The organism is Aeromonas australiensis (assembly GCF_000819725.1).
In the GTDB taxonomy this organism is placed as follows: domain Bacteria; phylum Pseudomonadota; class Gammaproteobacteria; order Enterobacterales; family Aeromonadaceae; genus Aeromonas; species Aeromonas australiensis.
Map to the genome: position 1 here is coordinate 56,003 of NZ_CDDH01000045.1, position 25,824 is coordinate 81,826.

Consider the following 25,824-nt stretch of genomic DNA (forward strand, 5'->3'; position numbering starts at 1 on the left):
GAGTCTGCGGGCGATATTTTCTATCGGGGCAGGAAAAAGTACACAATAAATTGACCACACAGGGCGCGCAAACCAAGGCAACCCTGTTTATTCCTTCCACAATTGGCTAGAATATCCCGTTTTCAAGTCACATCGACCCTGAGAGTTTTCACGATGTTCGAAGTTAATCCCGTATTAAATAAACTTAAGGAGCTGTCTGAGCGGACCGAGCTTCTTAGGGGGTACCTTTGACTATGACGCCAAGAAAGAGCGTCTAGAAGAGGTCAACGCCGAGCTGGAACAGCCGGATGTATGGAATGAACCCGAGCGCGCACAGGCGCTGGGCAAAGAGCGCGTCGCGCTGGAAAACGTGGTCGGCACCATCGACACCCTGACCCAGGGCGTGGATGACGTCGAGATGCTAGTGAGCCTGGCGGTGGAAGGGGAAGACGAAGAGACCTTCAACGAAGCCATCGCCGAATCCGAACAGCTGGAAGCCAAGCTGGTGGATCTCGAGTTCCGCCGCATGTTCTCCGGTCAGCACGACGGCTCCGACTGCTATATCGACATCCAGTCCGGCTCCGGTGGTACCGAAGCCCAGGATTGGGCCAACATGGTACTGCGCATGTACCTGCGCTGGGGCGATGCACATGGTTACAAGCCCGAGCTGATTGAATGCTCCGAAGGCGACGTAGCTGGCATCAAATCCGCCACCATCAAGTTCACCGGCGAATATGCGTTCGGCTGGCTGCGCACCGAAACCGGCGTGCACCGTCTGGTTCGCAAATCGCCGTTCGATTCCGGTGGCCGCCGTCACACCTCCTTCTGTTCTGTGTTTGTCTACCCCGAGATCGACGACGATATCGAAATCGATATCAACCCGGCGGACTTGCGGATCGACGTCTACCGCGCCTCCGGTGCCGGTGGTCAGCACGTTAACCGTACTGAATCCGCGGTACGTATTACCCACGTCCCGACCGGTGTCGTGGTACAGTGCCAGAACGACCGTTCCCAGCACAAAAACAAAGATCAGTGTATGAAGCAGCTGAAAGCCAAGCTCTACGAGCTGGAAATGCAGAAGCAAAACGCTGAGAAACAAGCCCTGGAAGAGACCAAGTCTGATATCGGTTGGGGCAGCCAGATCCGTTCCTATGTGCTGGATGACTCCCGTATCAAGGATCTGCGCACCGGCGTCGAAACCCGTAATACTCAATCGGTGCTCGACGGTGACTTGGACAAGTTTATCGAAGCCAGCCTGAAATCAGGTCTGTAAACAAGCAGGAATCACCATGTCTGAACAAACCATCACTCCGGAAGTCGACCATTCACTCGAACTCAACAACGAGATGACTGAGCGTCGTTCCAAGCTGGCCGCCCTGCGCGCCCAGGGCAATCCTTTCCCCAACGACTTCCGTCGTGACAGCCTCTCCGGCGATCTGCAGGCAGAGTTTGGCGACAAGAGCGCCGAGGAGCTGACGAGCCTGGGTAAACGGGTGAAGATTGCCGGTCGCATCATGACCCGCCGGATCATGGGCAAGGCTTCTTTCGCCACCCTGCAGGACATGGCCGGCAAGATCCAGGTCTACGTCACCCGTGACGACCTGCCGGAAGGTTTCTACAACGAGCAGTTCAAGAAGTGGGATCTGGGCGACATCGTGGGTGTCGAAGGTACCCTGTTCAAGACCCAGACCGGTGAGCTCTCCGTTCACGTTTCCGATATCCGCCTGTTGACCAAGGCGCTGCGTCCGCTGCCCGAGAAGCACAAAGGCCTGACCGACCAGGAAGCGCGCTGCCGTCAGCGCTACCTGGATCTGATCGCCAACGAAGAGTCCCGCAAGACCTTCATAACCCGCACCAAAGTGGTTGCCGGTATCCGCAAGTTCCTGAACGACAAGCGTTTCATGGAAGTGGAAACCCCCATGATGCAGGTGATCCCGGGTGGCGCCTCTGCTCGTCCGTTCATCACCCACCACAATGCGCTGGACATCGACATGTACCTGCGTATCGCCCCGGAGCTCTATCTGAAGCGTCTGGTGGTCGGTGGTTTCGAACGTGTCTACGAGATCAACCGTAACTTCCGTAACGAGGGTATCTCGGTTCGCCATAACCCCGAGTTCACCATGCTCGAGTTCTATATGGCCTACGCCGACTACATCGACCTGATGGATCTCACCGAAGAGATGCTGCGCACCCTGGCGCAGGACATCCTGGGTGACACCAAGATCCGCTACGCCAAAGAGGGCGAAGAGGGCCTGACCATCGATTTCGGTCAGCCGTTCCAGCGCCTCTCCATGGTCGATTCCATCCTGAAGTACAACCCGGATGTGACCCGCGACGATCTGGCTACCCTGGAGCAGGCGACTGCCGTCGCCAAGCGCCTGAAGATCGAGCTGATGAAGAGCTGGGAACTGGGCCATGTGATCACCGCGATCTTCGAAGAGACCGTTGAACACATGCTGCTGCAACCGACCTTCATCACCGAATACCCGGCTGCCGTCTCGCCGCTGGCCCGTCGCAACGACCAGAACCCGGATGTAACCGACCGCTTCGAATTCTTCATCGGTGGCCGCGAGCTGGCCAACGGCTTCTCCGAGCTGAACGATGCGGAAGATCAGGCCGAGCGCTTCCAGGCTCAGGTTGACCAGAAAGCCGCAGGCGACGACGAAGCCATGTTCTACGACGCCGACTTCGTCACCGCGCTGGAGCACGGCCTGCCGCCGACTGCCGGTCAGGGTATCGGTATCGACCGTCTGGTGATGCTGTTCACCAACAGCCACACCATCCGCGACGTCATTCTGTTCCCGGCCTTACGTCCACAAAAGTAAGATCCGCAGAAATAAGGCTCACAGAAGTCAGCTACATCCCTTGGGTCAATCCCGAGCGTGATAGCCAATAAAAACGCCCCGCAACCGCGGGGCGTTTTTCTATCTCCTTTACCGCCAAATCACTTTATAAATTCAATAATGGAATAAAGAAGATATTTTTATTCTTTGTTGTTAGCCAACACGCCCTTTAATCTGGCCAAAAATCAGACCATGGAAGACGCGTGTGATGCAATTGAAGGATTCCCCATTCAACCTCTCCCCCCTCTCTGACGAGCAGCAACGTCAGCTGGGCCAGGCACTCTCGACCCTCAATACCCAACAACTGGCCTGGGTGAGCGGATATCTCTACGGCCTCTCCCAGAGCGGTCAGCAAAGCGTTCCTACCAGCGCCGCCGTGGCTGCGCCCAGCGGCAGCCTGACCATTCTCTACGGCTCCCAGACCGGCAACGCCAAAGGGGTCGCCACTGCCATCAAAGTGCAGGCCGAGGCCCGTGGCCTCCCCGTCACCCTAGCGTCGATGGCCGACTACAAACCCAAGCAGCTCAAGAAAGAGAGCCATCTGCTGGTAGTAGTGAGCACTTACGGGGAGGGTGAACCGCCGGAGAGCGCCGTCGACCTGTTCGAGCAGCTTAAAAAAGGCAAGATCGGCAAGCTGGACGGGCTCAAATTCGCCGTGCTGGGGCTGGGTGACAGCTCCTACGAATTTTTCTGCCAGACCGGCAAAGATTTTGACGACTTCCTCGCTAAAGCGGGGGCCGAGCGGATTTATGAACTCGCCAGCCTCGATGTGGATTATCAGGATGCAGCCAAGGCGTGGGGCGAACAGGCACTTAACGCCATTGCCGCGACCCTCTCTACCGGTGCGGCCAGCAGCAGCGTGGCCAGCGCGGTGCAGCAGGCGGTTGGCCACAGCCAGTACAACAAGGAGAACCCCTTCCCTGCCCGCCTGTCGGTCAATCAGAAGATCACCGGCCGGGATTCCACCAAGGACATCCGCCATATCGAGATCAGCCTCGAGTCCTCTGGACTCGCCTATCAGCCGGGGGATGCCCTCGGCGTCTGGTTCGACAACGACGCCGACCTGGTGGGGGAAGTGCTGGCCCTGACCGGCCTCTCTGGTGATGAAGCCACGGCCCACGGCACCTTGCGCACCGCACTGACCGGTCACTTCGAACTGACCCGGCTGCATGGCGGCTTTATCACAGGGCTCGCTGATATATCGGACAACCCGGCGCTGAAAGACTTGGCCGGTGACAAGGCCCAGGTCAATGCACAGGTTGCCTCAGCCCAGATTGTGGATGTACTGAAACGCTTCCCGACCGCCCTCACAGCCGAACAGCTGGTTGGCCTGCTGCGCCCCCTCACCCCGCGCCTCTACTCCATCGCCTCTGCCCAGAGCGAGGTGGAAGAGGAGGTACACCTGACCGTCGGGGTGGTGCGCTATCCACAGGAAGATGGCACGGTGCGCTCTGGCGCAGCCTCCTCCTATCTGGCGGATCGGCTCATTGAGGATGGCGAGGTGCGGGTATTTGTCGAGCACAACGACAACTTCCGCCTGCCCGCCAATCCCGACACCCCCGTCATCATGGTGGGCCCTGGCACCGGCATCGCCCCGTTCCGCGCCTTTATGCAGGAGCGGGAAGCCCAAGGTGCCGATGGCAAGAACTGGCTCTTCTTCGGCAACCCCCACTTTACCCAGGATTTCCTCTATCAGGTGGAGTGGCAGCGTTATGTGAAATCGGGGCTGCTGTCGAAGATCTCCCTGGCCTTCAGCCGGGATCAGGCCAACAAGATTTATGTGCAGGACCGCCTGCGCGAGGCAGGGCTTGAGCTCTACCAGTGGCTGGAAGCAGGCGCTCACTTCTATGTCTGTGGCGACGCCAACAAGATGGCCAAGGATGTGCAGGAGGCCCTGCTGGATGTGATTGCCGAACATGGCCACAAGAGCCGTGAGGAAGCAGAAGAGTATTTGAGCGAATTGCGTCGTGCCAAACGTTATCAAAGGGATGTCTATTGATGAGCAAACAACCTCTTTCTCACCCAAAAGCGGGACCGGTCGAAGGGCCGCTGGCCGACAACGAACGCCTCAAGCGCGAGAGCAACTTCCTGCGCGGCACCATAGAGCAAGATCTGCAGGACCCGCTCACCGGCGGCTTCAACGGCGACAACTTCCAGCTGATCCGCTTTCACGGCATGTACCAGCAGGATGACCGCGACATCCGCCCGGAGCGCGCCGCCCAGAAGCTGGAGCCGCTGCACAACGTCATGCTGCGTGCCCGCCTGCCGGGGGGGATCATCACCCCGGCCCAGTGGCAGATCATCGACAAGTTCGCCGAAGAGCACAGCCTCTACGGCAGCATCCGTCTGACCACCCGTCAGACCTTCCAGTTCCACGGGGTATTGAAGCGCGACATCAAGCTGATGCATCAGACCCTCAACAGCACCGGCATCGATTCCATCGCCACCGCCGGCGATGTGAACCGCAACGTGCTCTGCACCAGCAACCCGGTGGAGTCCGAGCTGCATCAGGAGGCCTACGAGTGGGCCAAGAAGATCTCCGAGCACCTGCTGCCCAAGACCCGCGCCTACGTGGAGATCTGGCTCGATGGCGAGAAGCTGGGGGAAGATGAGGAACCGATCCTGGGTTCCAACTATCTGCCACGCAAATTCAAGACGACCGTGGTGATCCCGCCCCACAACGACGTGGATATCCACGCCAACGATCTCAACTTCGTGGCCATTGCCGAAGGTGGCAAGCTGGTGGGCTTCAACGTGCTGGTGGGCGGTGGGCTCGCCATGACCCACGGCGACACCAGCACCTACCCGCGCAAGGCGAGCGACTTTGGCTTTATTCCGCTCTCCCACGTGCTGGAGGTGGCGGCCGCCGTAGTCAGCACCCAGCGGGACTGGGGCAACCGGGTCAACCGCAAGAACGCCAAGACCAAGTACACCCTCGAGCGCGTCGGTGTCGAAGCCTTCAAGGCCGAGGTGGAAAACCGCGCCGGCATCCAGTTTGGTGAGGTTCGCCCCTATGAGTTCACCAGCCGTGGCGATCGCTTCGGTTGGGTCGAGGGGATCGACGGCAAGCACCACCTCACCCTGTTTATCGAGAATGGCCGCCTGCTGGACTTCCCGGGCAAGCCGCTCAAAACCGGCATGCTGGAGATCGCCAAGGTGCATCAGGGGGATTTTCGCCTGACCGCCAACCAGAACCTGATCATCGCAGGGGTGCCTGCCAGCGAGAAGGCCCGCATCGAAGGGCTGGCACGCCAATACGGCCTGCTGGATGACGGCGTAAGCGAGCAACGCAAGCAGTCCATGGCCTGCGTGGCGCTGCCCACCTGCCCGCTGGCGATGGCCGAGGCGGAGCGCATGCTGCCAGCCTTCGTCACCGACATCGAAGGACTGCTGGCCAAATATGGGCTGGCGGATGACGCCATCATCTTCCGGGTCACCGGCTGCCCCAACGGTTGCGGCCGTGCCATGCTGGCGGAAGTAGGTCTGGTGGGCAAGGCGCCCGGCCGCTACAACCTCCATCTGGGGGGCAACCTGGAGGGGACCCGCATTCCGCGCCTCTATCAGGAGAACATCACCGAGCCGCAGATCCTGGCAGAACTGGACGCCCTGATCGGCCGCTGGGCCAGCGAGCGCAACGCGGACGAGTGCTTCGGCGACTTCGTGATCCGGGTTGGGGTGATTGCGCCCGTTATCGACTCCGCGAGGGACTTCTATGCCGCTTAATGTCACTGAAGATGGCCGCCTTGACCTGCAGGCGCTGCTGGCCCTCGGCCGTGAGGAGCAGGCCGAGGCGCTGGCCCCCCTCAACCGGGAGCTGGATACCATGAGCGCCCCCGAGCGGGTGCGCTGGGCTCTGGCCAATCTGCCGGGGGAGCATGTGCTCTCATCGAGCTTCGGCATCCAGGCGGCACTGATGCTCCATCTGGTCAGCCGCGAGCGCGCCGATGTGCCGGTAGTGCTGACCGATACCGGTTATCTGTTCCCGGAGACCTACCGCTTTATCGACGAGCTGACCGAGCGTCTCGCCCTCAACCTCAAGATCTACCGGGCCGAACTCAGCCCGGCTTGGCAGGAGGCGCGATTTGGCCTCCTGTGGGATCAGGGGGTAGAGGGGATCACCCGCTACAACCAGCTCAACAAGGTGGAGCCAATGGACCGCGCCCTGCGCGAACTGGGGGCCCAGACCTGGTTCTCCGGCCTGCGCCGGGAGCAGTCCGGCAGCCGTGGCAAGCTGCCGGTGCTGGCCATCCAGCGCGGCCGCTTCAAGTTCCTGCCGGTGATCGACTGGAGCAACAAGGACGTCTTCTACTACTTCAAGGAGTTTGATCTGCCCTACCACCCGCTGTGGGAGCAGGGCTACCTCTCGGTCGGCGATGTCCACACCACCGCCAAGTGGGAGCCGGGCATGAGCGAGGAGCAGACCCGCTTCTTCGGCCTCAAGCGCGAGTGCGGTTTGCACGAGGAAAATGGCGAAAACGACGGCTCAGGCATCTAATCCCCTCTTGAAAACCCAACAGAACAACAAGGGCATCCGAAGATGCCCTTGTTGTTCTTTGCCCTTTAGCATTCGTCCGTCAGCGGCGCTGCCAGGTCTCAAAGCTATAGGGGTGCGGGTTCTTCTCATCGGCAGGGTGGCTCTCACACGCAATGCGTTGCCACTGACCATCGTCAAAAGCGGGGAAGCGGGTATCCCCCTCAACCACCAGATCGATGCGGGTCAGATAGAGGCAATCCGCCTTTGGCAGCAGCTGCTCATATAGATAACCGCCCCCAATCACCATCAGCTCTTCGACGCCCTCCCCCTGCAAACGGGAGATGACCTCTTCCAGTGAGGAGATCATCTCCACCCCGTCCACGCGATAGTCTGAATTGCGGCTAAGCACCAGATTGCGCCGTCCGGGTAGCGGTCGACCGATGGATTCAAAGGTCTTGCGCCCCATCAATACCGGTTTACCGAGAGTGACACGCTTGAAGTGGGCCAGATCGGCAGGCAGATGCCAGGGCATCTGGTTGTCCTTGCCGATCACCCTGTCGTGGGCCATGGCGGCAATCATGGAAATCTTCATGGGGCCTCTCACCGTCTGTCAGATTATGGGGCGGTTACGGTACACGACCAGAGAGGGGATCGCCAAACCGAAACTGAGGGCACCAACGATAAAGAGCGCCTTGAGGCCATTTTCCACCGCACTCTGCAGCAGTTCCATGGTCACCCCGGAGATATTGAGATCCACCACCGCAATCATGGTCTTGAAGGCATAACTGCCCGGGATCATCGGGATAATGGAGGCCACACTAAACACCGGACGCGGTGCCAGCAGACGACGCGACCAGTAGACACAGACAAACCCAACCGTGGTTGCCGCCGCCAGCGTCGCCCACTCGATGGGCATGCCGTAGTGAATGAGTAGGGTGCGCAGGCTGTGAGCCAGCGCCCCGCCCATGGCGCAATACTTCAGCATCCGTGGTGGCACGTTGAACAGCATGGCAAACCCCACCGCCGGGATGGAGGACCAGAAGGCATCCTTGGCCAGTAGCCAGAGCAACTCCATCATACTTTCCACCCCCAGATCCCGGTCACCGACATGGCCAAAATGATACCTATGGCGGCGCTGATGGTCAGCAGGGTCGCCGTGCCCCAGCGGGCCAACCCCATGTTGAAGTAGCCCTTAACCATATCTGAAACCGCATTGATCAGCGGAAAGCCCGGCACCAGCAAGAGCACGCTGGCTGCCATGGCGAGATAGGGCTGGGCCCCCCAGTTGAAGAAGGTGGCGCTGGAAGATAGCAAGGTGGCGATAAAACCGGTCACGGCAAAGTTGATAAGCGGACTGTGATGATGGCGAGCAAGTAATTGGCGTACCCGCATTGCCACGGCAGACGAGAAGCAGGTCACCAGAAAGATGGGCCAGTCACCGCCAAATAGCAGACTGAAGGCACCACAGGAGAGCCCCACCATAGGCACCACCAGCCAGGGATGATAATGAAAGGGGACGATGGCTTCGAGGCGCTGGCGCACTTCACGGGCGCCGATCAGCTCTTTCTCCGCCATGATGCAGATCCGCTGGATCTCGCACACCACCTGCATATTGATGCCGTGCTCGCGCACCCGTCTGGTAGTGGTGACACAGCTGCCCTGATAAAGGCTGGTGAGCACGATGGCGCTTGAAGAGATGGCCATTTCGACACTCTCCAATCCCAAGGCCAGCCCCAACCGCACCGTGGTCTGCTCGATGATCCGGCTCTCTGCTCCAAACTGGGCCAACATCTGACCCACCTTGACGATAATGCGGGTGATCTCTGTCTGTTGCTCCCGCGACAATATCCGTCTTGGTGTGATACTTCTCATAATCCCTTCGAGTCGTAGTCATAAAAGTGTCGGCCATATTAGCCTAACTTTTACTATTATTCATCCACCCCTATCACAACTTGGTTGATGAGTGACTACATGAAATAAAAAGGGGCTGCATTACAAATAAATCACCACTGACATTAAAAGCCATAACAATTATCTCACCATCCACTCTCTTTATTTTGGCTTCCCTCAGCGCCCCTAAATATCAGCAAAGTGGTTTATGTCAGATTATTTACGATGTTGGTAGTCCACCAGATGGATTATTTTACCACTGCCATCGTTTTCAGGTGAAAGGTCCCCCTCTTCTCTGAACTGGATCATTTCGTTGCGCATCAGATAAAAGGATTCCCGCATCATGTTGGCAATCCGGATACAGCTATCGAGATTGTTTTTCGCCAGACGGCGCTGACCATCAATTTTGAACTGCAATCCGCGCAGCCGGCGCTGCTGATCAGGGCTCGCACGAGCCATCAACTGGTCGATCTGCTGCTCCAGAATCGCATCCAGCCGGGAGGGCTCACTCGCAGCCAACTCCTTCAGGGTGTCAAAATCAGGCAACTCCATATGCCCTCCTTGGCGACTATTGCTGGCAACACAATGCGGTACCACCCCATCACGCCCCAGTCATATAAACCTGTATATACGACGCGGCTAAAAATGGTTCAATCCATCTACTAACAGCTGAACCGGACAATGGTCACAACGAGGGTGCCTATCTATTTTAATTGTGTTTGGAAACAAGCGATTATTTTTAATTCAGGCGAGATAAAACGCTTATACGTTTTAGGTTGTAATTTTGTGTTTTTTATTGAAAATAAATGTCTGGACGACCTTGATTTGCTTCATTCGAAACTTTATTTATCCCTTGCCGAGCCGTGTCACACCCTGACGATTTAACACATCTCACTGATTATGTTATTTTAATTGTAACTTTTATCAGACATCCAAGAGCAGACCATGAGCAAGGCAAAAATCGGTATCATCACCGTCAGCGATCGCGCCAGTGCTGGCATCTATGAAGACCTCTCCGGCAAGGCCATTATCGACACACTGAACGCCTATCTGACCTCACAGTGGGAACCTGTCTATCAGGTGATCCCCGATGAGCAGGATCAGATTGAAGCAACCCTGATCCGGCTGGCGGATGAGGAACAATGTTGTCTTATCGTCACCACAGGCGGCACCGGCCCGGCCAAGCGGGATGTCACGCCGGAAGCGACCGAAGCGGTGTGTGACCGTATGATGCCAGGCTTTGGCGAGCTGATGCGGACCGAATCCCTCAAGTTTGTCCCCACCGCCATTCTGTCGCGCCAGACGGCCGGCCTGCGTGATGACACCCTGATCGTCAATCTGCCGGGCAAGCCCAAATCAATCCGCGAGTGTCTGGATGCGGTCTTCCCCGCTATACCCTACTGCATCGATTTGATGGAGGGGCCGTATCTCGAGTGTGATGAGGCCGTCATCAAGCCATTTCGGCCGAAAAAATAGCGAACCCGACCATAAAAATAATGGCGAGCCGCGGCTCGCCATTATTTTTAACTCACTTTTTTGCGCAGACACGCAGCATCAATTATTTACGGCCGAATACTTTTACGCCCGCTTTGCTGCGCTCTGAATTACCATACACTTCGATTTTTTTCACACAACGGCGCGAGCCCAGTGATTTCCACTCGGTCTCTTTATCACTGCTCATTTCCCGATCGAAACGAATGGTCTTGGTACGATCACCGCCATAGGTCACCACCACCCGATCCAGGGTCAAATCACGCTCCGCCTTCACCTTGATATATTTGGTCTGACGGCAAATTACCAAAGGAATTGTCGCACCATGATCACCGGCCCCCAGCAGGATTGTCCGCCCCAGCGTAAACTGATCATCACCAGCATGGCAGGCTGACGCCACCACCAGCAAGACACCACCCAGCAAGCTGCGTGCAGAAAAACGGGAACTCCAGATAGACATCAGGGACATAACACCTCCAATAAAAACGGAGGGCAATGATACGAGCCAAACCATAACGGAAGCTGTACCCGAACGCGTATTTGCGGCGAAATAGGGGCAATCTCCCTTTAGAATTGGGTGATTAGAGGGTAAAAATAAGAAGGGCCGCATTTTGCGGCCCTGACGGCATCATATTGAATGCTCAACGCTCAAGGATCTGGGTCACGTCATCCTTTTTAATCATCACTTCACGCCCTTCGTGATCGTAATAGCGATACATACCGGTGCTCTCGTCCAGCTTGGGTTTGCTCTCGGTGGTGATCATCTTGCCATCCTTGGTGCTCATGATGTATTGGGAGCTGCATGCCACCAGCCCCAGGGCGCACACCAGGATCATCATCAGTTTTTTCATAGGCGCACTCTTCTCCTTATCACCCTCACCACGAGGGTGTCATATCCAGCCTACTCCAATCCGGCAGGCTGCCGGAAAATTGCACAACAAAGTGAGATCACCATCAAAGATCAGCTACTTGCGGCCACCCGGTTTTCCACCTCCACCACCGGTACCAGAACCACAGCCAAGTGCTAACCGATCTGCCGCGGCCCGGGCCTGTACCAGACCATAGCCATAACTGTTGTCCCGTCCCAACGCCCCCAAATCCTGTGCACTACTACGCAGGGTCTGGCGCAACTGATCGTTGCTACACTCCAACCGCTGCGACCAAACCAGTGCCGCAACGCCTGCCACATGTGGCGTTGCCATCGAGGTGCCACTGTAATAGGCATAACCCTTTGGCACAGTAGAGAGCACCGCCACGCCGGGCCCAGCCAGCTCCACTTGATCGTTGCGTTGGGAAAAAGATGCCAGCTGCTTGTTGCTATCGATTGCAGCTACGCTCACCACGCTACTGTAAGAGGCTGGATAGGACTTGCTGGTGTTGCCAGCATTGCCTGCAGCCGCCACGCTCAGCACATTCTGGCTGTAGGCCTGATTGAACGCCCGCTCTTCTGTCTTGCTGGACACACTTCCTCCCAGGCTCATATTGATGACCATGCGGGTAAACCCCCGGTTGCTCATCGCCTGGTTGCAGCCATTGAGGGCTCCCACCAGATTGGAGCTATAGGCCCAGCCGCTGGCACCGAACACCTTGATGATGTGCAGCGGAATGCTTTGATTCGGTAATACTCCGACCACCCCCATGCCATTCCCCCCCACGGCAGCTATGGTACCTGCCACATGGGTGCCGTGACCGTTTTCATCACTGCTCCAGCTGCCGGTGCCAGCATCATCACTACCCTGCACCTGAGCGCCATGGGGCAGATCCGGGTGGTTGCCACTGTAGCCAGAGTCAATGATGCACACCAGGACCTCTCCGGCCGTACCATCACTCAGCTGCGGCGCCTGCACCATGGGGATGCCATAGGGCAGGGTCTCGGCACTGGTATAGCGTTTGGCATCCGGCTCCACCCACAGCACATTAGGATTGCGTGCCAACGCTGTCGCTGCAGCAGCTGGCAACCAGAGCGCTAAGGCATTTTGTTCTGACAATCGCAGAGCCAGCTCACCGCCCATCCCTTTGCTCTGGGCCAGCACCACCCCCTCAGCTCCCGGCTTCAGCTGCACCAGATAGCGAGCCCGTTCGGCAGCCACCACCCCCTGTGCCAGTACACCTGCCACCAGCAGACCTGTCCATATCAGTCTCATCAGTCACTCCTTACATCGATCTGATCACCACCAACAAAGTGTAGTAGCAGACTGACACTGGCCCGAGCGGATACCAAAAGGCCGGACATCTCTGTCCGGCCTCTTCTTTTCAGCGCAAGCACGCAATCATGACTTGGCGGGCTGGCGCTCACCGGTCACGGTCGGGTTCTTGGGATCCATGCTCCATTCATACCAGCCGCCGTCGTAGACGCTGATCTGTTTCCAGTCCATCAGCCAGGCGTAGAAGAAGGCCTCGGAGGCGCGCCAACCGGTACCACAATAGAACGCCGCCTGCTGGGTCGGCTCGATGTTCCACTGGTCCCACATGGCGAGGATCTCGCGGGCCGGCTTCATGGTGCCGTCCGGGTTGTGGAAATCACTCATGCTGTTGGCATCGACGCCGCCGTGACCCCACTTGGCCCCCGGGATATCGCCCTTCGGCTTGATGTAGCTGTAACCTGAAGTGTTGCCGACAAACTCGTCCCAGGTGCGTACGCTGACCAGTGCGCTATCGGGCTGATTGAGCAGCGCTTTCGCCTGACCTAGCGTGGTGTAGTACTCGGGGTGAGCGGGAATAGCCACGCCAAACTCCTTCACCGGCTCATATTTGTTGGGCAGGCCGGTTTCGGTGCGCAGGTGTTGCACGAACCAGGCATCCAGACCACCATCCAGCAGGCGTACATCTTCCACCCCCGCATACATCATCAGATGTGCAGCACGGGCGGCAGCCATGGTGTTGCGACCGTAAAGGATCACAGTGGTGTCGTGACGGATGCCGTTCTCCAGCAGCAGCTTCTTGAGCGCCTCGTCAGAAACTTTATTCCACAGCGGCTCCTCTTCGAGGCTGTTGGTATCGATATAACCGGCCCCCGGGATGTGGCTGATGAGGTATGCCTTGGGTGAACCCCAATCCACTTCAAACAGCTTCCAGTCCCCCTTGGGCGCCGCGGCAACCGGCTTGCCCTCTTGCAGATCCGCCAACCAACGCGGATAGACCAGCTGCTGCCAGCGGGCCAGATGCTCGCGCGGCGCGGCTTGCCACCCTTGCAACTCGAACAGCTGCTTGATCCCCTGCTTGCGCAGCAGACGGGCCACCTCGGCCACTTCGCGGGGCGCACCGTAGAGGGCAACCGGACGATCGGCCTTCAGCCCCTTGATCTCGAGGGCCTTTGGCCACTCTTCATCGCTGTATTTCCACTCGGCAGAGAGGTTCTCGGCGCCCGCCACATGACCGCCCTGCTTCTCCCCTTCCATCGGCCACCCCTGATAGAACTGGCTGGCGCGGGTATCCAGGATGACAGCCTGCTTGGCCTTGGCATCGGCCAGCGAGAGCGGTGGCAACTCCCCAGCCACGGCGGGCAGGGCACACCAGAGCAGTAAGGTCGCCAGCGCGGCCTGCAGGAAGCGAAGATATCGTTTCATGGTGATCTCTCGATTCATAGTGAACAAGGTTAAAAAATGGAGCGACCCAGCCGCTCGGCCAGCAGCTCCAGCGCCGCCGTGCCCGCCAGCGAGTTGCCGGCTTTGTTGAGCTCGGGCGACCAGACACAGATGCAGAGTTCACCCGGGATCAGGGCGATGATACCGCCGCCGACCCCTGATTTGCCCGGCATGCCGACCCGATAGGCAAAATCGCCCGCCTCATCATAGAGGCCGCAGGTGGCGAGCAGGGCGTTAACCTGCTTGGTGGTGCGAGCGGGCAACAGCGGCACGCTCTCGCCCAGCGGTACCCCGCGATTGGCCAGATAGATGAAGGCGCGCGCCAAATCGACACAACTCATGCGGATGGCGCAGGCATTGAAGTAGCTTTGCAGCACCTTGTCCACTTCGTTTTCGAAGTTGCCATAGGCCTTCATCAGATAGGCGATGGCGGCGTTGCGGGCAGAGTGCTGATATTCGGAGCGGGCGACCACCTGATCCGCCATAATGGCCGGATTGCCGGAAAGGCGGCGAGCCAGCTCGAGGGTGCGCTGACGCGGCGCAGTGAGGCGGGTCTCCAGCAGATCGCTCACCACCAGCGCCCCGGCATTGATAAAGGGGTTGCGGGGGATCCCCTGCTCGAACTCGAGCTGCACCAGCGAGTTGAAGGGCTGGCCGGAGGGCTCCTTGCCAACCCGGGCCCAGATCTCCTCCTCCTGATAGAGGGTGAGTGCCAGGGTCAGGCTCAGGGCCTTGGAGATACTCTGGATGGAGAAGGGTTCAAAAGCGTCACCGGCGGTGAACAGCTCCCCTTCGACGGTACAGACTGCGATACCGAGCCGATCGGCCGGTACCTGAGCCAGTGCCGGAATGTAATCGGCCACCTTGCCTTGTCCCAGCAACGGGCGCACCTCTTCAAGGATGCTGGCCAGTAATTCGGATGACAACACCATAAGCAATAAGCGATTCCATGACTAAAACAGCGGTGGAGATCCCATCCCCACTGACAAAAATCCCGCCAGCGGCGGGATTTTTCAGTTACCCACAACAAGGCGCCAGATGCGGCAGCCTTGTATCAGGCCGGTTCACCGTACCAGAGGTCGAACAGCTCGGTAACGACCACGGCTTCCATCCCCTTGCCTTCCAGCCAGGATTTGACGGCCGCGCGGTCTTCTTCGCTGCACTTGCCCAGTTGCTGGGTGCAGATCATCCCTTCCCAGGCCAGGTGACCGGAGCCGGCAAAAGCCAGTTTACGAGGTTCAACAACCTCATCGATCATCGCATCGACTACCGCATCGATGGTCTCTTCGGCAGTGCCGACCGGGAAGTTGAAACTGATGTCGAAACCCATTTCCTGGAATTCATCGACGCGCAGTTTCTTGCGCAGGCGGCGGCTACGATTGGCCATGATAGCTCCTCAAGTTAGTTGATACGCTAGGTGTGTTGACGTGCCAGCTTAGCTGACACGCTTGAAAATCAGATCCCAAACCCCGTGGCCGAGACGGTGGCCACGTTGTTCAAATTTGGTCAACGGACGCCAGTCCGGACGGGGCACCCAGTTGCCGGTGGCAGAGGTATTCTGGTAACCCTCGGCGGCGCTCATCACCTCCAGCATGTGCTCGGCATAGTTTTCCCAGTCGGTCGCCATGTGGAATACGCCACCGATGGCCAGCTTCTGGCGAATATCCTGGGCAAACGCAGGCTGTACGATGCGACGCTTGTGGTGACGGCTCTTGTGCCAGGGATCCGGGAAGAAGAGCTGCAGGCAGGAGAGTGAACCGTTCGGGATCATGTGCTCCAGCACCTCGACCGCATCGTGGCAGATCACCTTCAGATTGGTGACACCCGCTTCCTGAGCGCTGCCCAGACAGGCGCCCACGCCCGGGGAGTGCACTTCGATGCCGATAAAGTTCTTCTCGGGAGCATTCTTGGCCATCTCTACCAGCGAAGCGCCCATGCCAAAGCCGATCTCCAGCACCACAGGTGCCTCGCGGCCAAACAGTGCGACCAGATCGAGCTGCTTTGGCTCGAAATCGATGCCCATGACCGGCCAGAGCTCTTCCAGGGCCTTCTCCTGCCCTTTGGTCAGGCGGCCTTCGCGACGGACAAAGCTGCGGATCTTGCGCATGAACTGGCCGTCTTCGTTAAATACATCTTGGGTCACAGGCATAATGGTCTCGTTATTTCATCAATCCGGGTAATACATCTGGTGTCCGATCCCGAGCGGGACCGCTCGCGGCTCGGCATTTCATCGACCCGCGCAAACAGGGGAGCGAATTATCCCAAGATAGGCCCAAGGCGCAAGTGTTTCGCGCAACAAATATTCCGGCCATCCACTTCCCTGCCCCCTCACTGGCATCACCACTCCGACTAACCGTCCAATATAATCCGCAGCAGAGTCGTTCCAGCCCTTTTTTGCCGATTTTTGTGACAACCATTGCCTCATTTTTGAAATCTGATACAAACGGATAACCTGGCGGTCGAATGGAGCGACCGCCCACATGCCGAGAGAATTGTCTATGCAGCCGTTTTTTGCCCAGCGCTTCGAGAAGGTTGAACCTTCCTTTATCCGTGAAATCCTCAAAGTTGCCGCCAATCCGGAGATCATCTCCTTCGCCGGTGGCCTGCCCAATCCCCACCTGTTTCCGGTCAAGGGGATCGATCAGGCCTGTCAGGATGTACTGCGCGAGCAAGGGGCTGCCGCCCTGCAATATGCGGCGACCGAGGGCTTCGCCCCGCTGCGCCACTATATTGCCGACCGCTATCTGGCCCGCCACGGCATGCAGGTCAATCCGGACAACATCCTGATCACCAGCGGCTCCCAACAGGCGCTGGATCTGCTGGGCAAGGTGCTGATCGACGAAGGTCAGGATCTCATCATCGAAGAGCCGGGTTACCTTGGCGCCATTCAGGCTTTTTCTGTCTACCAGCCTACCTTCAAGCCGATCACCCTTGAAGAAGAGGGGCTGGATCTGGCGGCGCTGGATGCGCTGCTGGCCAGCGGATCCAATGCCAAGCTGCTCTACGGCGTGCCCAATTTCCAGAACCCGAGTGGCGTCTCCTACAGCCGTGCCAACCGCGAGGCACTGGCGGAGCGACTGATCAGCCACGAGCTGTTGATGGTGGAAGATGACCCCTACGGCGAGCTGCGCTTCGAAGGGGAGCATCTGCCCCCCATTGCCAAGCTGGCGCCAAACAATACCGTGCTGCTCGGCTCCTTCTCCAAGACTGTCGTCCCTGCATTCCGCTTGGGCTGGATGGTGATGCCGGAGTGGCTGCGCAAGAAGGTGACCATCGCCAAGCAGGCCACCGACCTGCACAGCAACGCCTTCAGCCAGCAGGTACTGCACCGCTTCCTGACCGACAACTCCCTCGACGCTCACTTGGAGAAGATCAAGGAGGTCTATGGCCGCCAGCGCGCCGCCATGGAGGCTGCACTGGCCCGTCACTGCCCGCCCGGCGTCAGCTACACCCGACCGGAAGGGGGGATGTTCCTCTGGCTGACTCTGCCAGCCCACATCAGTGCCATGGCGCTGTTTGACGAGGCGATCAAGGAGAAGGTAGCCTTCGTACCCGGCGCCCCCTTCTACGTGCGCCCCGAGATCCAGAACACCCTGCGCCTGAGCTTCTCCTGCGTCGATGAAGCGACCATTGAAGAGGGGGTCCAACGCTTGGCCCGCGCCCTCCAGCGGATGCTCTGATCGCCCAAGCCAAACCGTATCAACAAAAAAACCAGCGAGCGATCGCTGGTTTTTTATGCTCCCTATTCAACCGTTCAGCCAAACAGGGTCTTGCAAAACTGCTTCATCGGGATGGGGCGGCTATAACGATACCCTTGCAGATAGTCCACCTGGCGCGCCCGCAAGTAGTCCGCCTGCGACTGCTTCTCGACCCCCTCCGCGATCAGGATCAAGTCAAGTCGCGTCGCCAGATCAATCACGTTTTCAACGATATGGCTGGAGAGGGCATCCGTGCCGATCATCTCCACAAAGCTTCGGTCAATCTTGAGTGCATCGACCTGAAACTGTTGCAGATAGGTGAGACTGGAGTGACCGGTGCCAAAGTCATCGATAGAGATCAACACGCCCAGTTTACGCAATTCGGCAAACATCTGAGCGGTTGTCTCATCAGCCACCAGCAGCTCCCGCTCAGTCAGCTCCAGCCCCAAATCAACGGGATTGTCCTTAAACGCGTCGAGAAAGGCCTTGCAGTCAGCCAACAAGCCAATGTCCTGAAAGTGCTTGGCACTGATATTGAAACAAAAATGAAATTTGATTGGCAACTTGTGCGCTTGAGGAGAGAAGTAGTCGCGCACCTGGGCCATCAACAGGCTGGTCATGGGCACGATCAGGCCGCTATCTTCCGCCAGCGGAATAAAGCGATCCGGCGAGATCATCCCCTGCCTGGGATGCTGCCAGCGCATCAGCACCTCACAGCCACGCCACTGCTCGTCATCGCCAGAGACCACCGGCTGCAGGTAGGGGATAAACTCCTCTTCGATCAACGCCCGCTTGAGCTCCTCCGCTGGCGAGCTGCTACGCCCCATCAGCCTGAAGGTGCCGAATCCAATCAGCAGCGCCAGCAGCGGAAAGAGGGTTAAGGTATCTCTGGAGTAGCGCCATGCATGACTCAAGTAGTCATGCACCGTCACCCAGGTGACGACCTGATAGGGGAAAGCGGCCGAAGATAGCACCATATACCCCTCTTCTGCTGGAGAGGGCGCCGTATCTACCTGACCTGAACCAAACAGCGCCCTCTGCCCCACTACCAGGGCTATCGGGGAGTTCTTGCTGGAGATCTCCAGAGTATTGCGCAGGTAGTAGCCATCTACACCGATCAGCACACTCCCCTTGTCCGTTGCTTGACGCAGCACAATCAAGGGGCGATCCGGTGTGACCTCATTACCAGGCAGCAGTTGCAACCTGCCAGCCACGAAGTTGTCTGGATTGAAAGGGCCATCGTAGTCGCCATAGAGCGAGGTGCAGTAGATACGACTGCCGACAGCCAGATTGGCGGACCGCACATCAGGGATCGTAGCCACCTGCTCGCGCAGCAGTTGTGCCGCCTCCTTGCAGGGGTGACCAAGCATTCCCTCCACATTGATGGCCGCTTGTCGGGCATGGCCGATGGAGCGATCAAACATCATCCGGGCATGCTGCAACCGTGATTCGGCATCACGCTCTATCTCCGTCACCGTCTGCCAGATAACGGCAATAACCCCCAGCAGCAGGATCCCGCCCCCCATCAGCAGCGCCACCAGAATCCTCGAGTAAAGCTGGCGACGTTTCAAACGACGAAATGGCATGGCGACCTCTTTGATACTCGGATAATGGGTGACAGCCTCGGTGGACAGGCGAAAAGGGTCGCAATAATAGCGAGTGTTCAACAAATGTCCACCCAATAAAAATCAATCAATTCAGACTATTGTTCAACAATATGTCGTAAGAAGAGGATAGAGTTAACAAACATCAAACAGAAAACTCCCGAAGCACGTCTCACTTGTTGAAGCGGTGCTACGCCATTAAAGTTGAGCAAACGGCAGCAGGAGCATGCAGCGATGAAGATTCTTATTACCGGAGGGACCGGCTTTATCGGCCGCAAGCTGGTTGCCCATCTCAAGGTCAATCACGAGGTCGTGGTCTTGAGCAGACAGGGGAGCCGCGCTTACTCCCTGCTCGGCCACGATATCAAGGTATTGGATAACCTCGACCGGCTTGATGACCTCAATGAGGTGGATGCGGTGATCAATCTGGCCGGCGAACCCATCGCCGCCGGACGCTGGAGCGAGTCGCGCAAACAGCTGCTCTGCGACAGTCGCTGGCTGCTGACCGAGCAGCTGGTAGATCTCATCAAGCTATCCAGCACACCGCCCAAGGTGCTGATCAACGCCTCCGCCATCGGTTGGTATGGCAGACAGGGTACCGAAACCCTCGATGAGCAGTGCCGCTCTCCCAACGACGAGTTTACCCACCAGCTCTGCCAGCAGTGGGAGACCCTGGCGCAGGAGGCCCAGAGCCGCCAAACCCGGGTCTGTATCGTGCGGATCGGGCTGGTGCTTGGCATGGATGGCGGCGCCCTGCCCAAAATGCTCCCCCCCTACCGACTCGGGCTCGGTGGCCCCATGGGGTCGGGTAGCCAGATCATGAGCTGGATCCATGTGCAGGATCTGGTGCGCGCCATGCTGTTTTTACTGGAGCACGAGGAGTGCAGCGGCATCTTCAACGGCACTGCGCCCCATCCGGTCAGCAACCAGGAGTTCAGCCAGACCCTGGCCACCACCCTGCACCGCCCGCACCTCTTTTTCGTCCCGGCGCCGCTGTTGCAACTGGTGATGGGGGAGGCGGCAGATCTGCTGCTGACCGGACAAAAGGTGATACCAGCGCGGCTGCAACAGGCCGGTTTTCACTTCAGCTATCCCGAGCTGCCGAGTGCCCTCAGCAATCTGCTGCGTGAGCCCCGCTAACTCACATCTGCTCGCTGCGCCCGCTCGTCAGCGCCTCGCATAACAAGCAGCCCGGCCAATGGCCGGGCTGCCTGTCTAATGCGGATGCTCAACATTGTACCTTGTGGCATCGGCTCGCACTGGCGGGATTACAACAGTCCCTGACCCAACCCCCGCAGCCGATCGCTCAGGGTGCCAGCCAGCAGCTGGCGCTGCATCCCCTGCCCCGCCAGCGTCACCAGCAAGGCCCCCAGCGTCGGCAGGCCGAGCCAGATGGCCCAGTGGAACTGCCACTGCCCCTCGAACCACCACCACTGCAGGCCAAAGGAGCAGAGCTCCACCACCATGGCGGCACAGAGCCCCGCCAGCGCACCACTGGCCACCAGCTCCCAGCGCAGCATCTTTTTCAGCAGGTCACTGCTGGCACCCAGGGTGCGCATCAGCAACAGCTCGCGCCGACGCTGGGCCATACTTGCCTGGGTCTGGGTCAGCAGCACCAGTAGCGCCGCTACCGTCACCAGCCCCAGCATCAGGGCCAGCGCCCTACTCACCTGCTCCGATACCTGAGTGAGCCGCGCAATCAGGTCATCCACATCGATAAGACTCACCGTGGGGTGGCGGCGGATCAACTCCACCTCGGCAGTGCGCCCCGCCTCGGGCAGCCGGTAGCTACCAAGCCAGGTGCTAGAGAAGGGGGAGAGCAGATCCTCAGAGAAGATCATGTAGAAGTTGGGGCGCATATTGTCCCACTTGATGCTGCGCAGACTGGTCACCCTGGCGCCGAAGCTGCGCCCCTCAATGGTAAAGGCGAGCATATCCCCCAGCTTGATATCGAGCCGCTTGGCCAGCTCGCTGTCGACCGACACCTCGCCGGGCCCGGAGAGCCATTTCCCTACCACCAGCTTGTTGTCGGTTGGCAGGGTGGCTGTGGTGGTGAAGTTGAGCTCCCGATCGACCCCCTCGCGACCACTGCTGGCCCCCTCGCCCACCACCTCACCGGCGATATGGGTCAGCCTGCCACGCACCATGGGATAGAAATCGGAGGTGGTGGCCCCGGCTGCCGCCAGCTCGCTCAGGATCCCCTCCCGCTCGTTCTCGGCCACATTGACCAGAAAACGGTTGGGCGCATCGGCAGGCAGGCGAGCCGAAAACTCATCCAACAGATCGACCCGGGCCGCCCAGAGCAGGCCAAACAGCATCAATGCCAGCGCAAAGCCCGCCAGCTGAAACAGGCCACTGCTGCGCTCGCGCGACAGGTGGGCCAGCGCCAACCGCAAGGCATGAGGCCCGCTCACTCTTGCCCCCAGCCGCAACATCAGCGCTGCCAGCAGGGCCAACAGCCCCATCAGCAAGCCCATACCGCCGACCAGCCCCAGCGCCAGCCGCACATCGGCGGTAAAACCCCAGACCAGCGTAAACAGCCCGAGCAGAGCGACCGGCAGGGCCAGCCAGGGGGGAATGCCCGCCTCCAGCTCCCGGCGCAATACCCGCAGTGGCGGCACTTTCAGCAGCCGCAGGAAGGGCACAAAGGCGAGTAGCAGGGTGATAAAGAGCGCCACTGCCACGCCCAGCGCAAAGGGGCGCCAGGAGGGGGGCGGCAGATCCGGCGGTAGCAGACTCCCCAGCAGCTGCAAGGTGATCCACTGCATGGCAGTGCCCGCCACCAGTCCCAGCAGCGCGCCAACCAGCGTTAGCGACAGCAGCAGGGTTCCCATCAGTTGCCAGAGCGAGCGACGGGATGCCCCCAAGGTCTTGAGCAGCGCCACCATATTGGTCTGGCGCTCGGCAAAGTGGCGCACCGCGATACCCATCGCCAACGCCCCCAGCAATACCCCACTTAGCGAGGCAAGCCGAAAGAAACGTTCGGCATTGGCCAGCGAGCGGCCCACCTCTGATTCGCTATCATCCGGTTTGATCCACTTCTGTCCAGCCTGCAATTGCGGCAGCAGCCATTGCTCGTAACGGGCCAGCGACTCTTGCGGCCCCTTGAACAGATAGCGCCACTGCTGGCGGCTGCCGGGGAGCAGAGCACCGGTCGCCTCGATATCGGCACTGTGGATCAGCGCCCGCGGCGCCAACAGGAAGGGGCTGAACCCCTGATCCGGCTCCTTGCCAAGCAGCCCGGCTACCTTGAGCACCGTATTGCCCACTTCCAGCTCATCCCCTGTTTTGGCCTGCAGCAGTTGCATCACCCGGGTAGAGAGCCAGATCTCGCCGGGAGCCGGGGCACGGGCCGGTTCCAGCTCCAGCTTGCCGTAAAAGGGGAAACCATCGGGCACAGCCCGAATGGAGGCGAGCTGCAACACATCACCGTGAAACAGCATGCTGTTGAAGCTGACGGTGGTCTGCACCATCAGACCATCCTGTTTCGCCCGAGTCAGCCAACCATCCGGCAGGGCGGCGGCAGTGCGCAACACCCGATCCGCCCCGATAAAGTCGCGGCCCGACGCCTTGAGCCCGGCATCGAGCCGATCCGCTACCAGCGCAACACTCAAGACGCACGCCACGCTCAGGGCCAGCGCCAGCACAAACCAGCGTAGCTCGCCGCTGAACCCTTCCCGGCGCAGCAGTCGCCATCCCAATCGCCACTGCATCATCCCTTGCATCTCCAGCCTGATCTACCATTCACCCCGTTACACCACATCATGGGCCACCTCGCGATCCAGTCTGCCCGCCGTCATGACCACTTGCCGCTGGCAACGCTCGGCCAGCTGATGGTCATGGGTAACCACCAACAGGGTGGTGCCGTGCTTGCGATTGAGTTCAAACAGCAACTCGATCACCTTCTCGCCGGTCTTGCTGTCGAGGTTGCCGGTCGGCTCATCCGCCAGCAACAGGCTGGGACGGGTCATAAAGGCGCGGGCGATAGCCACCCGCTGCTGCTCACCACCAGAGAGCCGTGGCGGCAGATGGTGCAACCGCTCACCAAGGCCGACCGCGGCCAGCAGCTCGCGGGCTCTTGGTTCGCAGTGGCGCTCGCCACGCAACTCGGCAGGCAGCATCACATTCTCCAGCGCCGTCATGGTCGGGAGCAGCAGGAACGACTGGAACACAAAACCGATCTGCTCGGCGCGCAATCGGGCCCGCCCCTCCTCATCCAGCTCGCCAAGGGATTTGCCGAGGATCTCGATATCTCCTTGGCTTGGCAGATCGAGCCCGGCCAGCAATCCCAGCAGGGTGGACTTGCCTGAGCCGGAGGCGCCAACCAGCGCCACTGTCTCGCCGCTATTGACTTGCAGATCGATCCCTTCAAGGATGGTGAGGCTTTCCTGGCCGAGGCGAACCGATTTGCCGAGGCCCTTGACGACAATAATGGGGGTTGAACTCATGCTCTATATCCTTTGTTCCAATCCCTTGATGAGAATCCATAGCGGGAGTTGAATTGATGGTGCGTATTCTGTTTGCCTTTTTGGTGGGCCTTGGCAGCCTGCTCTCGTCGGTTCAGGCCCAGACCCTGCTGGTGCTGGGAGATAGCCTGAGTGCCGGGTATCAGATGCAGGTTGAGCAGAGCTGGCCTGCCCTGCTCAACCAGAAATGGCAGGAAGAGGGGGGCAAACACACCCTGCTCAATGCCAGTATCAGCGGTGAAACGACCCAAGGGGCGCTGGCCCGTCTGCCCGCTCTGCTGAAGGAGCACAAACCGGACTGGCTGCTGATCGAACTGGGAGGCAACGACGGCCTGCGCGGCTTCGCACCGACCATTACCCGCCAGAATCTGGCCAGCATGATCGCGCTCGCCAAGGAGCAGCAGACCCGCGTGGTGTTGACCCAGATCCAGCTGCCCCGCAACTACGGTGCCCGCTATCTGCGCCAGTTCGAGCAGATCTTCCCGGAACTGGCAGAGATCAACGATCTGCCGCTGCTGCCCTTCTTTATGGATGATATTGCGCTGAGCCCTGAACTTATGATGAACGATGGTATTCATCCAACCCCGGCGGCCCAGCCCAAAATCCGCGATAAAGTTGCCCGCTTTATGGAGCCGCTGCTCAGCCAATAAGTCCGCGGCTCTATCGTCAATATCTCATAACCAAACATCCCGCCAAAATCCGATGTTTTGAGCTGTCGACGCTCTCTGCATGACACCTTGATTCAACCAGTCCAGCGCCAATAACCAATAACCAATAACCAATAACAAAACATCCCGCCGAAGCGGGATGTTTTATTGATTGAGCATAACCGGCAGAGGCAGCCTCTCAGTTTTCCAACACCTGACGTAGCCGCTCCTGAGCCACCCCCACCAGCAGGTCAGGCTGAAATTTGGAGATAAAGCGGTCGCACCCCACCTTCTTGACCATGGCTTCGTTGAAGTTGCCGCTCAGGGAGGTGTTAAGGGTGATAAAGAGACCGGACATCCGTGGATCGCTACGCACCTCGTGGGTCAGGCGGTAACCATCCATCTCCGGCATCTCGGCATCCGTGATCATCAGCAAAATTTCGTCCGTCACCTTCTTGCCTGCATCGCACCACCCCTTGAGCAAGGTCAGAGCCTGCAAACCATCCTGACATTCGATGATCTCGAGACCCAGCTGATTGAGCGTCTCACGCACCAGGTTACGGGCGGTGCTGGAATCATCAACGATCAATACCTTGCGGCCATGCATCTCGGGCAGGATCTCACGATCCAGCACCTCTTCAGAGATGCGAATATCATAGGTGATGATCTCTGCCAGCACCTTCTCCACATCGATGATCTCGACGATCTGATCCACTCCATCTTCGGGAATGCGGGTGATGGCAGTGAGGTAGTTGGCCCGTCCGGCAGAGCGGGGCGGCGGCAGGATGTCCTTCCAGGTCATATTAACAATATTGGCCACCTGCCCCACCAGAAAGCCCTGAATGGAACGGTTGTATTCGGTGATAATGAGGTTGGATTCACTGTCGATAGGCATGGGGCGCATACCGATAGCGCTACGCAGGTTGATCACCGGGATCGAGGTGCCGCGGATATTGGCTACCCCGCTGATATTGTGATGGGAACCCGGCATCTTGCTCAGATGGGGCAACTTGACCACTTCCCGCACCTTGAAGACGTTAATGGCGAACATCTGGCGGGTGCCGAGACGAAACATCAACAACTCGAGGCGGTTTTCCCCCACCAGTTGAGTTCGTTGATCAACGGAATCCAATATGCTCGCCATATGC

24 protein-coding genes are annotated in these 25,824 nt (G+C 58.8%); 9 read left to right on the forward strand and 15 right to left on the reverse strand.

The window, feature by feature from the left end:
* Nucleotides 1-153 precede the first annotated feature (153 nt).
* From prfB to BN1117_RS05870, 5 genes are all read left to right on the forward strand, one after another.
* Nucleotides 154-1,252 (forward strand): peptide chain release factor 2 gene (gene prfB / locus BN1117_RS05850; RefSeq protein WP_156129890.1). Its coding sequence is split into 2 segments (ribosomal slippage): nt 154-228 and nt 230-1,252, totalling 1,098 coding nucleotides; the frame shifts between segments, so codons are not numbered across the junction.
* 16 nt (nt 1,253-1,268) lie between these two features.
* Entirely contained in the window at nt 1,269-2,804 is a 1,536-nt protein-coding gene (gene lysS / locus BN1117_RS05855) for a lysine--tRNA ligase (RefSeq protein WP_040095648.1), read from the forward strand.
* A 226-nt stretch (nt 2,805-3,030) separates the two neighbouring features.
* Entirely contained in the window at nt 3,031-4,821 is a 1,791-nt protein-coding gene (locus BN1117_RS05860; RefSeq protein ID WP_040095650.1) for an assimilatory sulfite reductase (NADPH) flavoprotein subunit, read from the forward strand.
* Nucleotides 4,821-6,545 carry an assimilatory sulfite reductase (NADPH) hemoprotein subunit gene (cysI, locus tag BN1117_RS05865; protein ID WP_040095651.1) on the forward strand — a complete coding sequence of 575 codons (1,725 nt, stop codon included), beginning with the start codon at nt 4,821-4,823 and terminating at the stop codon, nt 6,543-6,545. Before BN1117_RS05860 ends, cysI begins: the two co-directional genes overlap by 1 nt.
* Nucleotides 6,535-7,317, forward strand: a complete 783-nt coding sequence (locus tag BN1117_RS05870; protein WP_040095653.1) for a phosphoadenylyl-sulfate reductase — start codon at nt 6,535-6,537, stop codon at nt 7,315-7,317. Before cysI ends, BN1117_RS05870 begins: the two co-directional genes overlap by 11 nt.
* A gap of 79 nt (nt 7,318-7,396) precedes the next feature.
* Here the strand turns inward: BN1117_RS05870 and folA are convergent, their stop codons facing one another.
* The 4 genes from folA to BN1117_RS05890 form a co-directional block, all read right to left on the reverse strand.
* The gene (gene folA, locus BN1117_RS05875; RefSeq protein WP_040095654.1) at nt 7,397-7,888 is read right to left on the reverse strand and encodes a type 3 dihydrofolate reductase; all 492 of its coding nucleotides are present in this window, start codon (nt 7,886-7,888) and stop codon (nt 7,397-7,399) included.
* A gap of 18 nt (nt 7,889-7,906) precedes the next feature.
* Nucleotides 7,907-8,374 (reverse strand): threonine/serine exporter family protein, encoded by a 468-nt coding sequence (locus BN1117_RS05880; protein ID WP_040095656.1) that lies wholly within the window; start codon nt 8,372-8,374, stop codon nt 7,907-7,909.
* Nucleotides 8,371-9,168, reverse strand: a complete 798-nt coding sequence (locus BN1117_RS05885; protein WP_052441434.1) for a threonine/serine exporter family protein — start codon at nt 9,166-9,168, stop codon at nt 8,371-8,373. The genes BN1117_RS05880 and BN1117_RS05885 overlap by 4 nt, the downstream gene beginning before the upstream one ends.
* Before the next feature lie 234 nt (nt 9,169-9,402).
* Nucleotides 9,403-9,738: a DUF3135 domain-containing protein gene (locus tag BN1117_RS05890; RefSeq protein ID WP_040095660.1), complete on the reverse strand. Its 336-nt coding sequence runs from the start codon at nt 9,736-9,738 to the stop codon at nt 9,403-9,405.
* 393 nt (nt 9,739-10,131) lie between these two features.
* Here BN1117_RS05890 and mog point away from each other — a divergent pair, with 393 nt between their 5' ends.
* The gene (mog, locus tag BN1117_RS05895) at nt 10,132-10,662 is read left to right on the forward strand and encodes a molybdopterin adenylyltransferase (protein ID WP_040095662.1); all 531 of its coding nucleotides are present in this window, start codon (nt 10,132-10,134) and stop codon (nt 10,660-10,662) included.
* An 82-nt stretch (nt 10,663-10,744) separates the two neighbouring features.
* Here mog and BN1117_RS05900 read toward each other — a convergent pair whose 3' ends face one another.
* The 7 genes from BN1117_RS05900 to trmB form a co-directional block, all read right to left on the reverse strand.
* Nucleotides 10,745-11,146 (reverse strand): DUF2541 family protein, encoded by a 402-nt coding sequence (locus BN1117_RS05900; RefSeq protein ID WP_040095663.1) that lies wholly within the window; start codon nt 11,144-11,146, stop codon nt 10,745-10,747.
* Nucleotides 11,147-11,318: 172 nt separating this feature from the next.
* Entirely contained in the window at nt 11,319-11,528 is a 210-nt protein-coding gene (locus BN1117_RS05905) for a YgdI/YgdR family lipoprotein (RefSeq protein WP_040095665.1), read from the reverse strand.
* 114 nt (nt 11,529-11,642) lie between these two features.
* The gene (locus tag BN1117_RS05910; RefSeq protein ID WP_040095667.1) at nt 11,643-12,821 is read right to left on the reverse strand and encodes a S8 family peptidase; all 1,179 of its coding nucleotides are present in this window, start codon (nt 12,819-12,821) and stop codon (nt 11,643-11,645) included.
* A 126-nt stretch (nt 12,822-12,947) separates the two neighbouring features.
* Nucleotides 12,948-14,243, reverse strand: coding sequence for a sulfurtransferase (locus BN1117_RS05915; RefSeq protein WP_040095669.1), 1,296 nt, complete (start codon nt 14,241-14,243; stop codon nt 12,948-12,950).
* A gap of 29 nt (nt 14,244-14,272) precedes the next feature.
* A complete protein-coding gene (glsB, locus tag BN1117_RS05920) occupies nt 14,273-15,193 on the reverse strand; it encodes a glutaminase B (protein WP_040095671.1) in 921 nt (306 codons plus the stop codon).
* Between the two features lie 122 nt (nt 15,194-15,315).
* Nucleotides 15,316-15,648: a YggL family protein gene (locus BN1117_RS05925; RefSeq protein WP_040095673.1), complete on the reverse strand. Its 333-nt coding sequence runs from the start codon at nt 15,646-15,648 to the stop codon at nt 15,316-15,318.
* Nucleotides 15,649-15,696: 48 nt separating this feature from the next.
* Entirely contained in the window at nt 15,697-16,410 is a 714-nt protein-coding gene (trmB, locus tag BN1117_RS05930; protein WP_040095674.1) for a tRNA (guanosine(46)-N7)-methyltransferase TrmB, read from the reverse strand.
* Between the two features lie 349 nt (nt 16,411-16,759).
* On the opposite strand from trmB, the gene BN1117_RS05935 reads away from it, so the two are divergent.
* Nucleotides 16,760-17,941 carry an aminotransferase-like domain-containing protein gene (locus tag BN1117_RS05935; protein WP_040095676.1) on the forward strand — a complete coding sequence of 394 codons (1,182 nt, stop codon included), beginning with the start codon at nt 16,760-16,762 and terminating at the stop codon, nt 17,939-17,941.
* Nucleotides 17,942-18,015: 74 nt separating this feature from the next.
* Here the strand turns inward: BN1117_RS05935 and BN1117_RS05940 are convergent, their stop codons facing one another.
* Nucleotides 18,016-19,545, reverse strand: coding sequence for an EAL domain-containing protein (locus BN1117_RS05940; RefSeq protein ID WP_040095678.1), 1,530 nt, complete (start codon nt 19,543-19,545; stop codon nt 18,016-18,018).
* 252 nt (nt 19,546-19,797) lie between these two features.
* Here BN1117_RS05940 and BN1117_RS05945 point away from each other — a divergent pair, with 252 nt between their 5' ends.
* Nucleotides 19,798-20,703, forward strand: a complete 906-nt coding sequence (locus BN1117_RS05945; protein WP_040095680.1) for a TIGR01777 family oxidoreductase — start codon at nt 19,798-19,800, stop codon at nt 20,701-20,703.
* A gap of 128 nt (nt 20,704-20,831) precedes the next feature.
* Here BN1117_RS05945 and BN1117_RS05950 read toward each other — a convergent pair whose 3' ends face one another.
* Both BN1117_RS05950 and BN1117_RS05955 read right to left on the reverse strand, forming a co-directional pair.
* Nucleotides 20,832-23,279, reverse strand: coding sequence for an ABC transporter permease (locus BN1117_RS05950; RefSeq protein ID WP_040095681.1), 2,448 nt, complete (start codon nt 23,277-23,279; stop codon nt 20,832-20,834).
* Between the two features lie 36 nt (nt 23,280-23,315).
* On the reverse strand, nt 23,316-24,011 hold the full coding sequence (locus BN1117_RS05955) for an ABC transporter ATP-binding protein (RefSeq protein WP_040095683.1): 696 nt from the start codon (nt 24,009-24,011) through the stop codon (nt 23,316-23,318).
* A 56-nt stretch (nt 24,012-24,067) separates the two neighbouring features.
* Between BN1117_RS05955 and BN1117_RS05960 the strand changes: the two genes are divergently transcribed.
* Entirely contained in the window at nt 24,068-24,679 is a 612-nt protein-coding gene (locus BN1117_RS05960) for an arylesterase (RefSeq protein ID WP_040095685.1), read from the forward strand.
* 196 nt (nt 24,680-24,875) lie between these two features.
* On the opposite strand, the gene BN1117_RS05965 is transcribed toward BN1117_RS05960, so the two are convergent.
* The gene (locus BN1117_RS05965; RefSeq protein ID WP_040095687.1) at nt 24,876-25,820 is read right to left on the reverse strand and encodes a chemotaxis protein CheV; all 945 of its coding nucleotides are present in this window, start codon (nt 25,818-25,820) and stop codon (nt 24,876-24,878) included.
* Nucleotides 25,821-25,824: the final 4 nt, after the last annotated feature.

What these genes read in the sequence shown, in the direction of transcription:
- BN1117_RS05965 (WP_040095687.1), bottom strand. Translation starts at nt 25,820, where the DNA reads ATGGCGAGCATATTGGATTCCGTTGATCAACGAACTCAACTGGTGGGG.
- BN1117_RS05870 (WP_040095653.1), top strand. Translation starts at nt 6,535, where the DNA reads ATGCCGCTTAATGTCACTGAAGATGGCCGCCTTGACCTGCAGGCGCTG.
- BN1117_RS05960 (WP_040095685.1), top strand. Translation starts at nt 24,068, where the DNA reads ATGGTGCGTATTCTGTTTGCCTTTTTGGTGGGCCTTGGCAGCCTGCTC.
- BN1117_RS05910 (WP_040095667.1), bottom strand. Translation starts at nt 12,821, where the DNA reads ATGAGACTGATATGGACAGGTCTGCTGGTGGCAGGTGTACTGGCACAG.
- BN1117_RS05905 (WP_040095665.1), bottom strand. Translation starts at nt 11,528, where the DNA reads ATGAAAAAACTGATGATGATCCTGGTGTGCGCCCTGGGGCTGGTGGCA.
- cysI (WP_040095651.1), top strand. Translation starts at nt 4,821, where the DNA reads ATGAGCAAACAACCTCTTTCTCACCCAAAAGCGGGACCGGTCGAAGGG.
- BN1117_RS05885 (WP_052441434.1), bottom strand. Translation starts at nt 9,168, where the DNA reads ATGAGAAGTATCACACCAAGACGGATATTGTCGCGGGAGCAACAGACA.
- BN1117_RS05925 (WP_040095673.1), bottom strand. Translation starts at nt 15,648, where the DNA reads ATGGCCAATCGTAGCCGCCGCCTGCGCAAGAAACTGCGCGTCGATGAA.
- mog (WP_040095662.1), top strand. Translation starts at nt 10,132, where the DNA reads ATGAGCAAGGCAAAAATCGGTATCATCACCGTCAGCGATCGCGCCAGT.
- BN1117_RS05940 (WP_040095678.1), bottom strand. Translation starts at nt 19,545, where the DNA reads ATGCCATTTCGTCGTTTGAAACGTCGCCAGCTTTACTCGAGGATTCTG.
- BN1117_RS05880 (WP_040095656.1), bottom strand. Translation starts at nt 8,374, where the DNA reads ATGATGGAGTTGCTCTGGCTACTGGCCAAGGATGCCTTCTGGTCCTCC.
- BN1117_RS05950 (WP_040095681.1), bottom strand. Translation starts at nt 23,279, where the DNA reads ATGATGCAGTGGCGATTGGGATGGCGACTGCTGCGCCGGGAAGGGTTC.
- folA (WP_040095654.1), bottom strand. Translation starts at nt 7,888, where the DNA reads ATGAAGATTTCCATGATTGCCGCCATGGCCCACGACAGGGTGATCGGC.
- lysS (WP_040095648.1), top strand. Translation starts at nt 1,269, where the DNA reads ATGTCTGAACAAACCATCACTCCGGAAGTCGACCATTCACTCGAACTC.
- BN1117_RS05935 (WP_040095676.1), top strand. Translation starts at nt 16,760, where the DNA reads ATGCAGCCGTTTTTTGCCCAGCGCTTCGAGAAGGTTGAACCTTCCTTT.
- glsB (WP_040095671.1), bottom strand. Translation starts at nt 15,193, where the DNA reads ATGGTGTTGTCATCCGAATTACTGGCCAGCATCCTTGAAGAGGTGCGC.
- trmB (WP_040095674.1), bottom strand. Translation starts at nt 16,410, where the DNA reads ATGCCTGTGACCCAAGATGTATTTAACGAAGACGGCCAGTTCATGCGC.
- BN1117_RS05955 (WP_040095683.1), bottom strand. Translation starts at nt 24,011, where the DNA reads ATGAGTTCAACCCCCATTATTGTCGTCAAGGGCCTCGGCAAATCGGTT.
- BN1117_RS05860 (WP_040095650.1), top strand. Translation starts at nt 3,031, where the DNA reads ATGCAATTGAAGGATTCCCCATTCAACCTCTCCCCCCTCTCTGACGAG.
- BN1117_RS05945 (WP_040095680.1), top strand. Translation starts at nt 19,798, where the DNA reads ATGAAGATTCTTATTACCGGAGGGACCGGCTTTATCGGCCGCAAGCTG.
- BN1117_RS05890 (WP_040095660.1), bottom strand. Translation starts at nt 9,738, where the DNA reads ATGGAGTTGCCTGATTTTGACACCCTGAAGGAGTTGGCTGCGAGTGAG.
- BN1117_RS05900 (WP_040095663.1), bottom strand. Translation starts at nt 11,146, where the DNA reads ATGTCCCTGATGTCTATCTGGAGTTCCCGTTTTTCTGCACGCAGCTTG.
- BN1117_RS05915 (WP_040095669.1), bottom strand. Translation starts at nt 14,243, where the DNA reads ATGAAACGATATCTTCGCTTCCTGCAGGCCGCGCTGGCGACCTTACTG.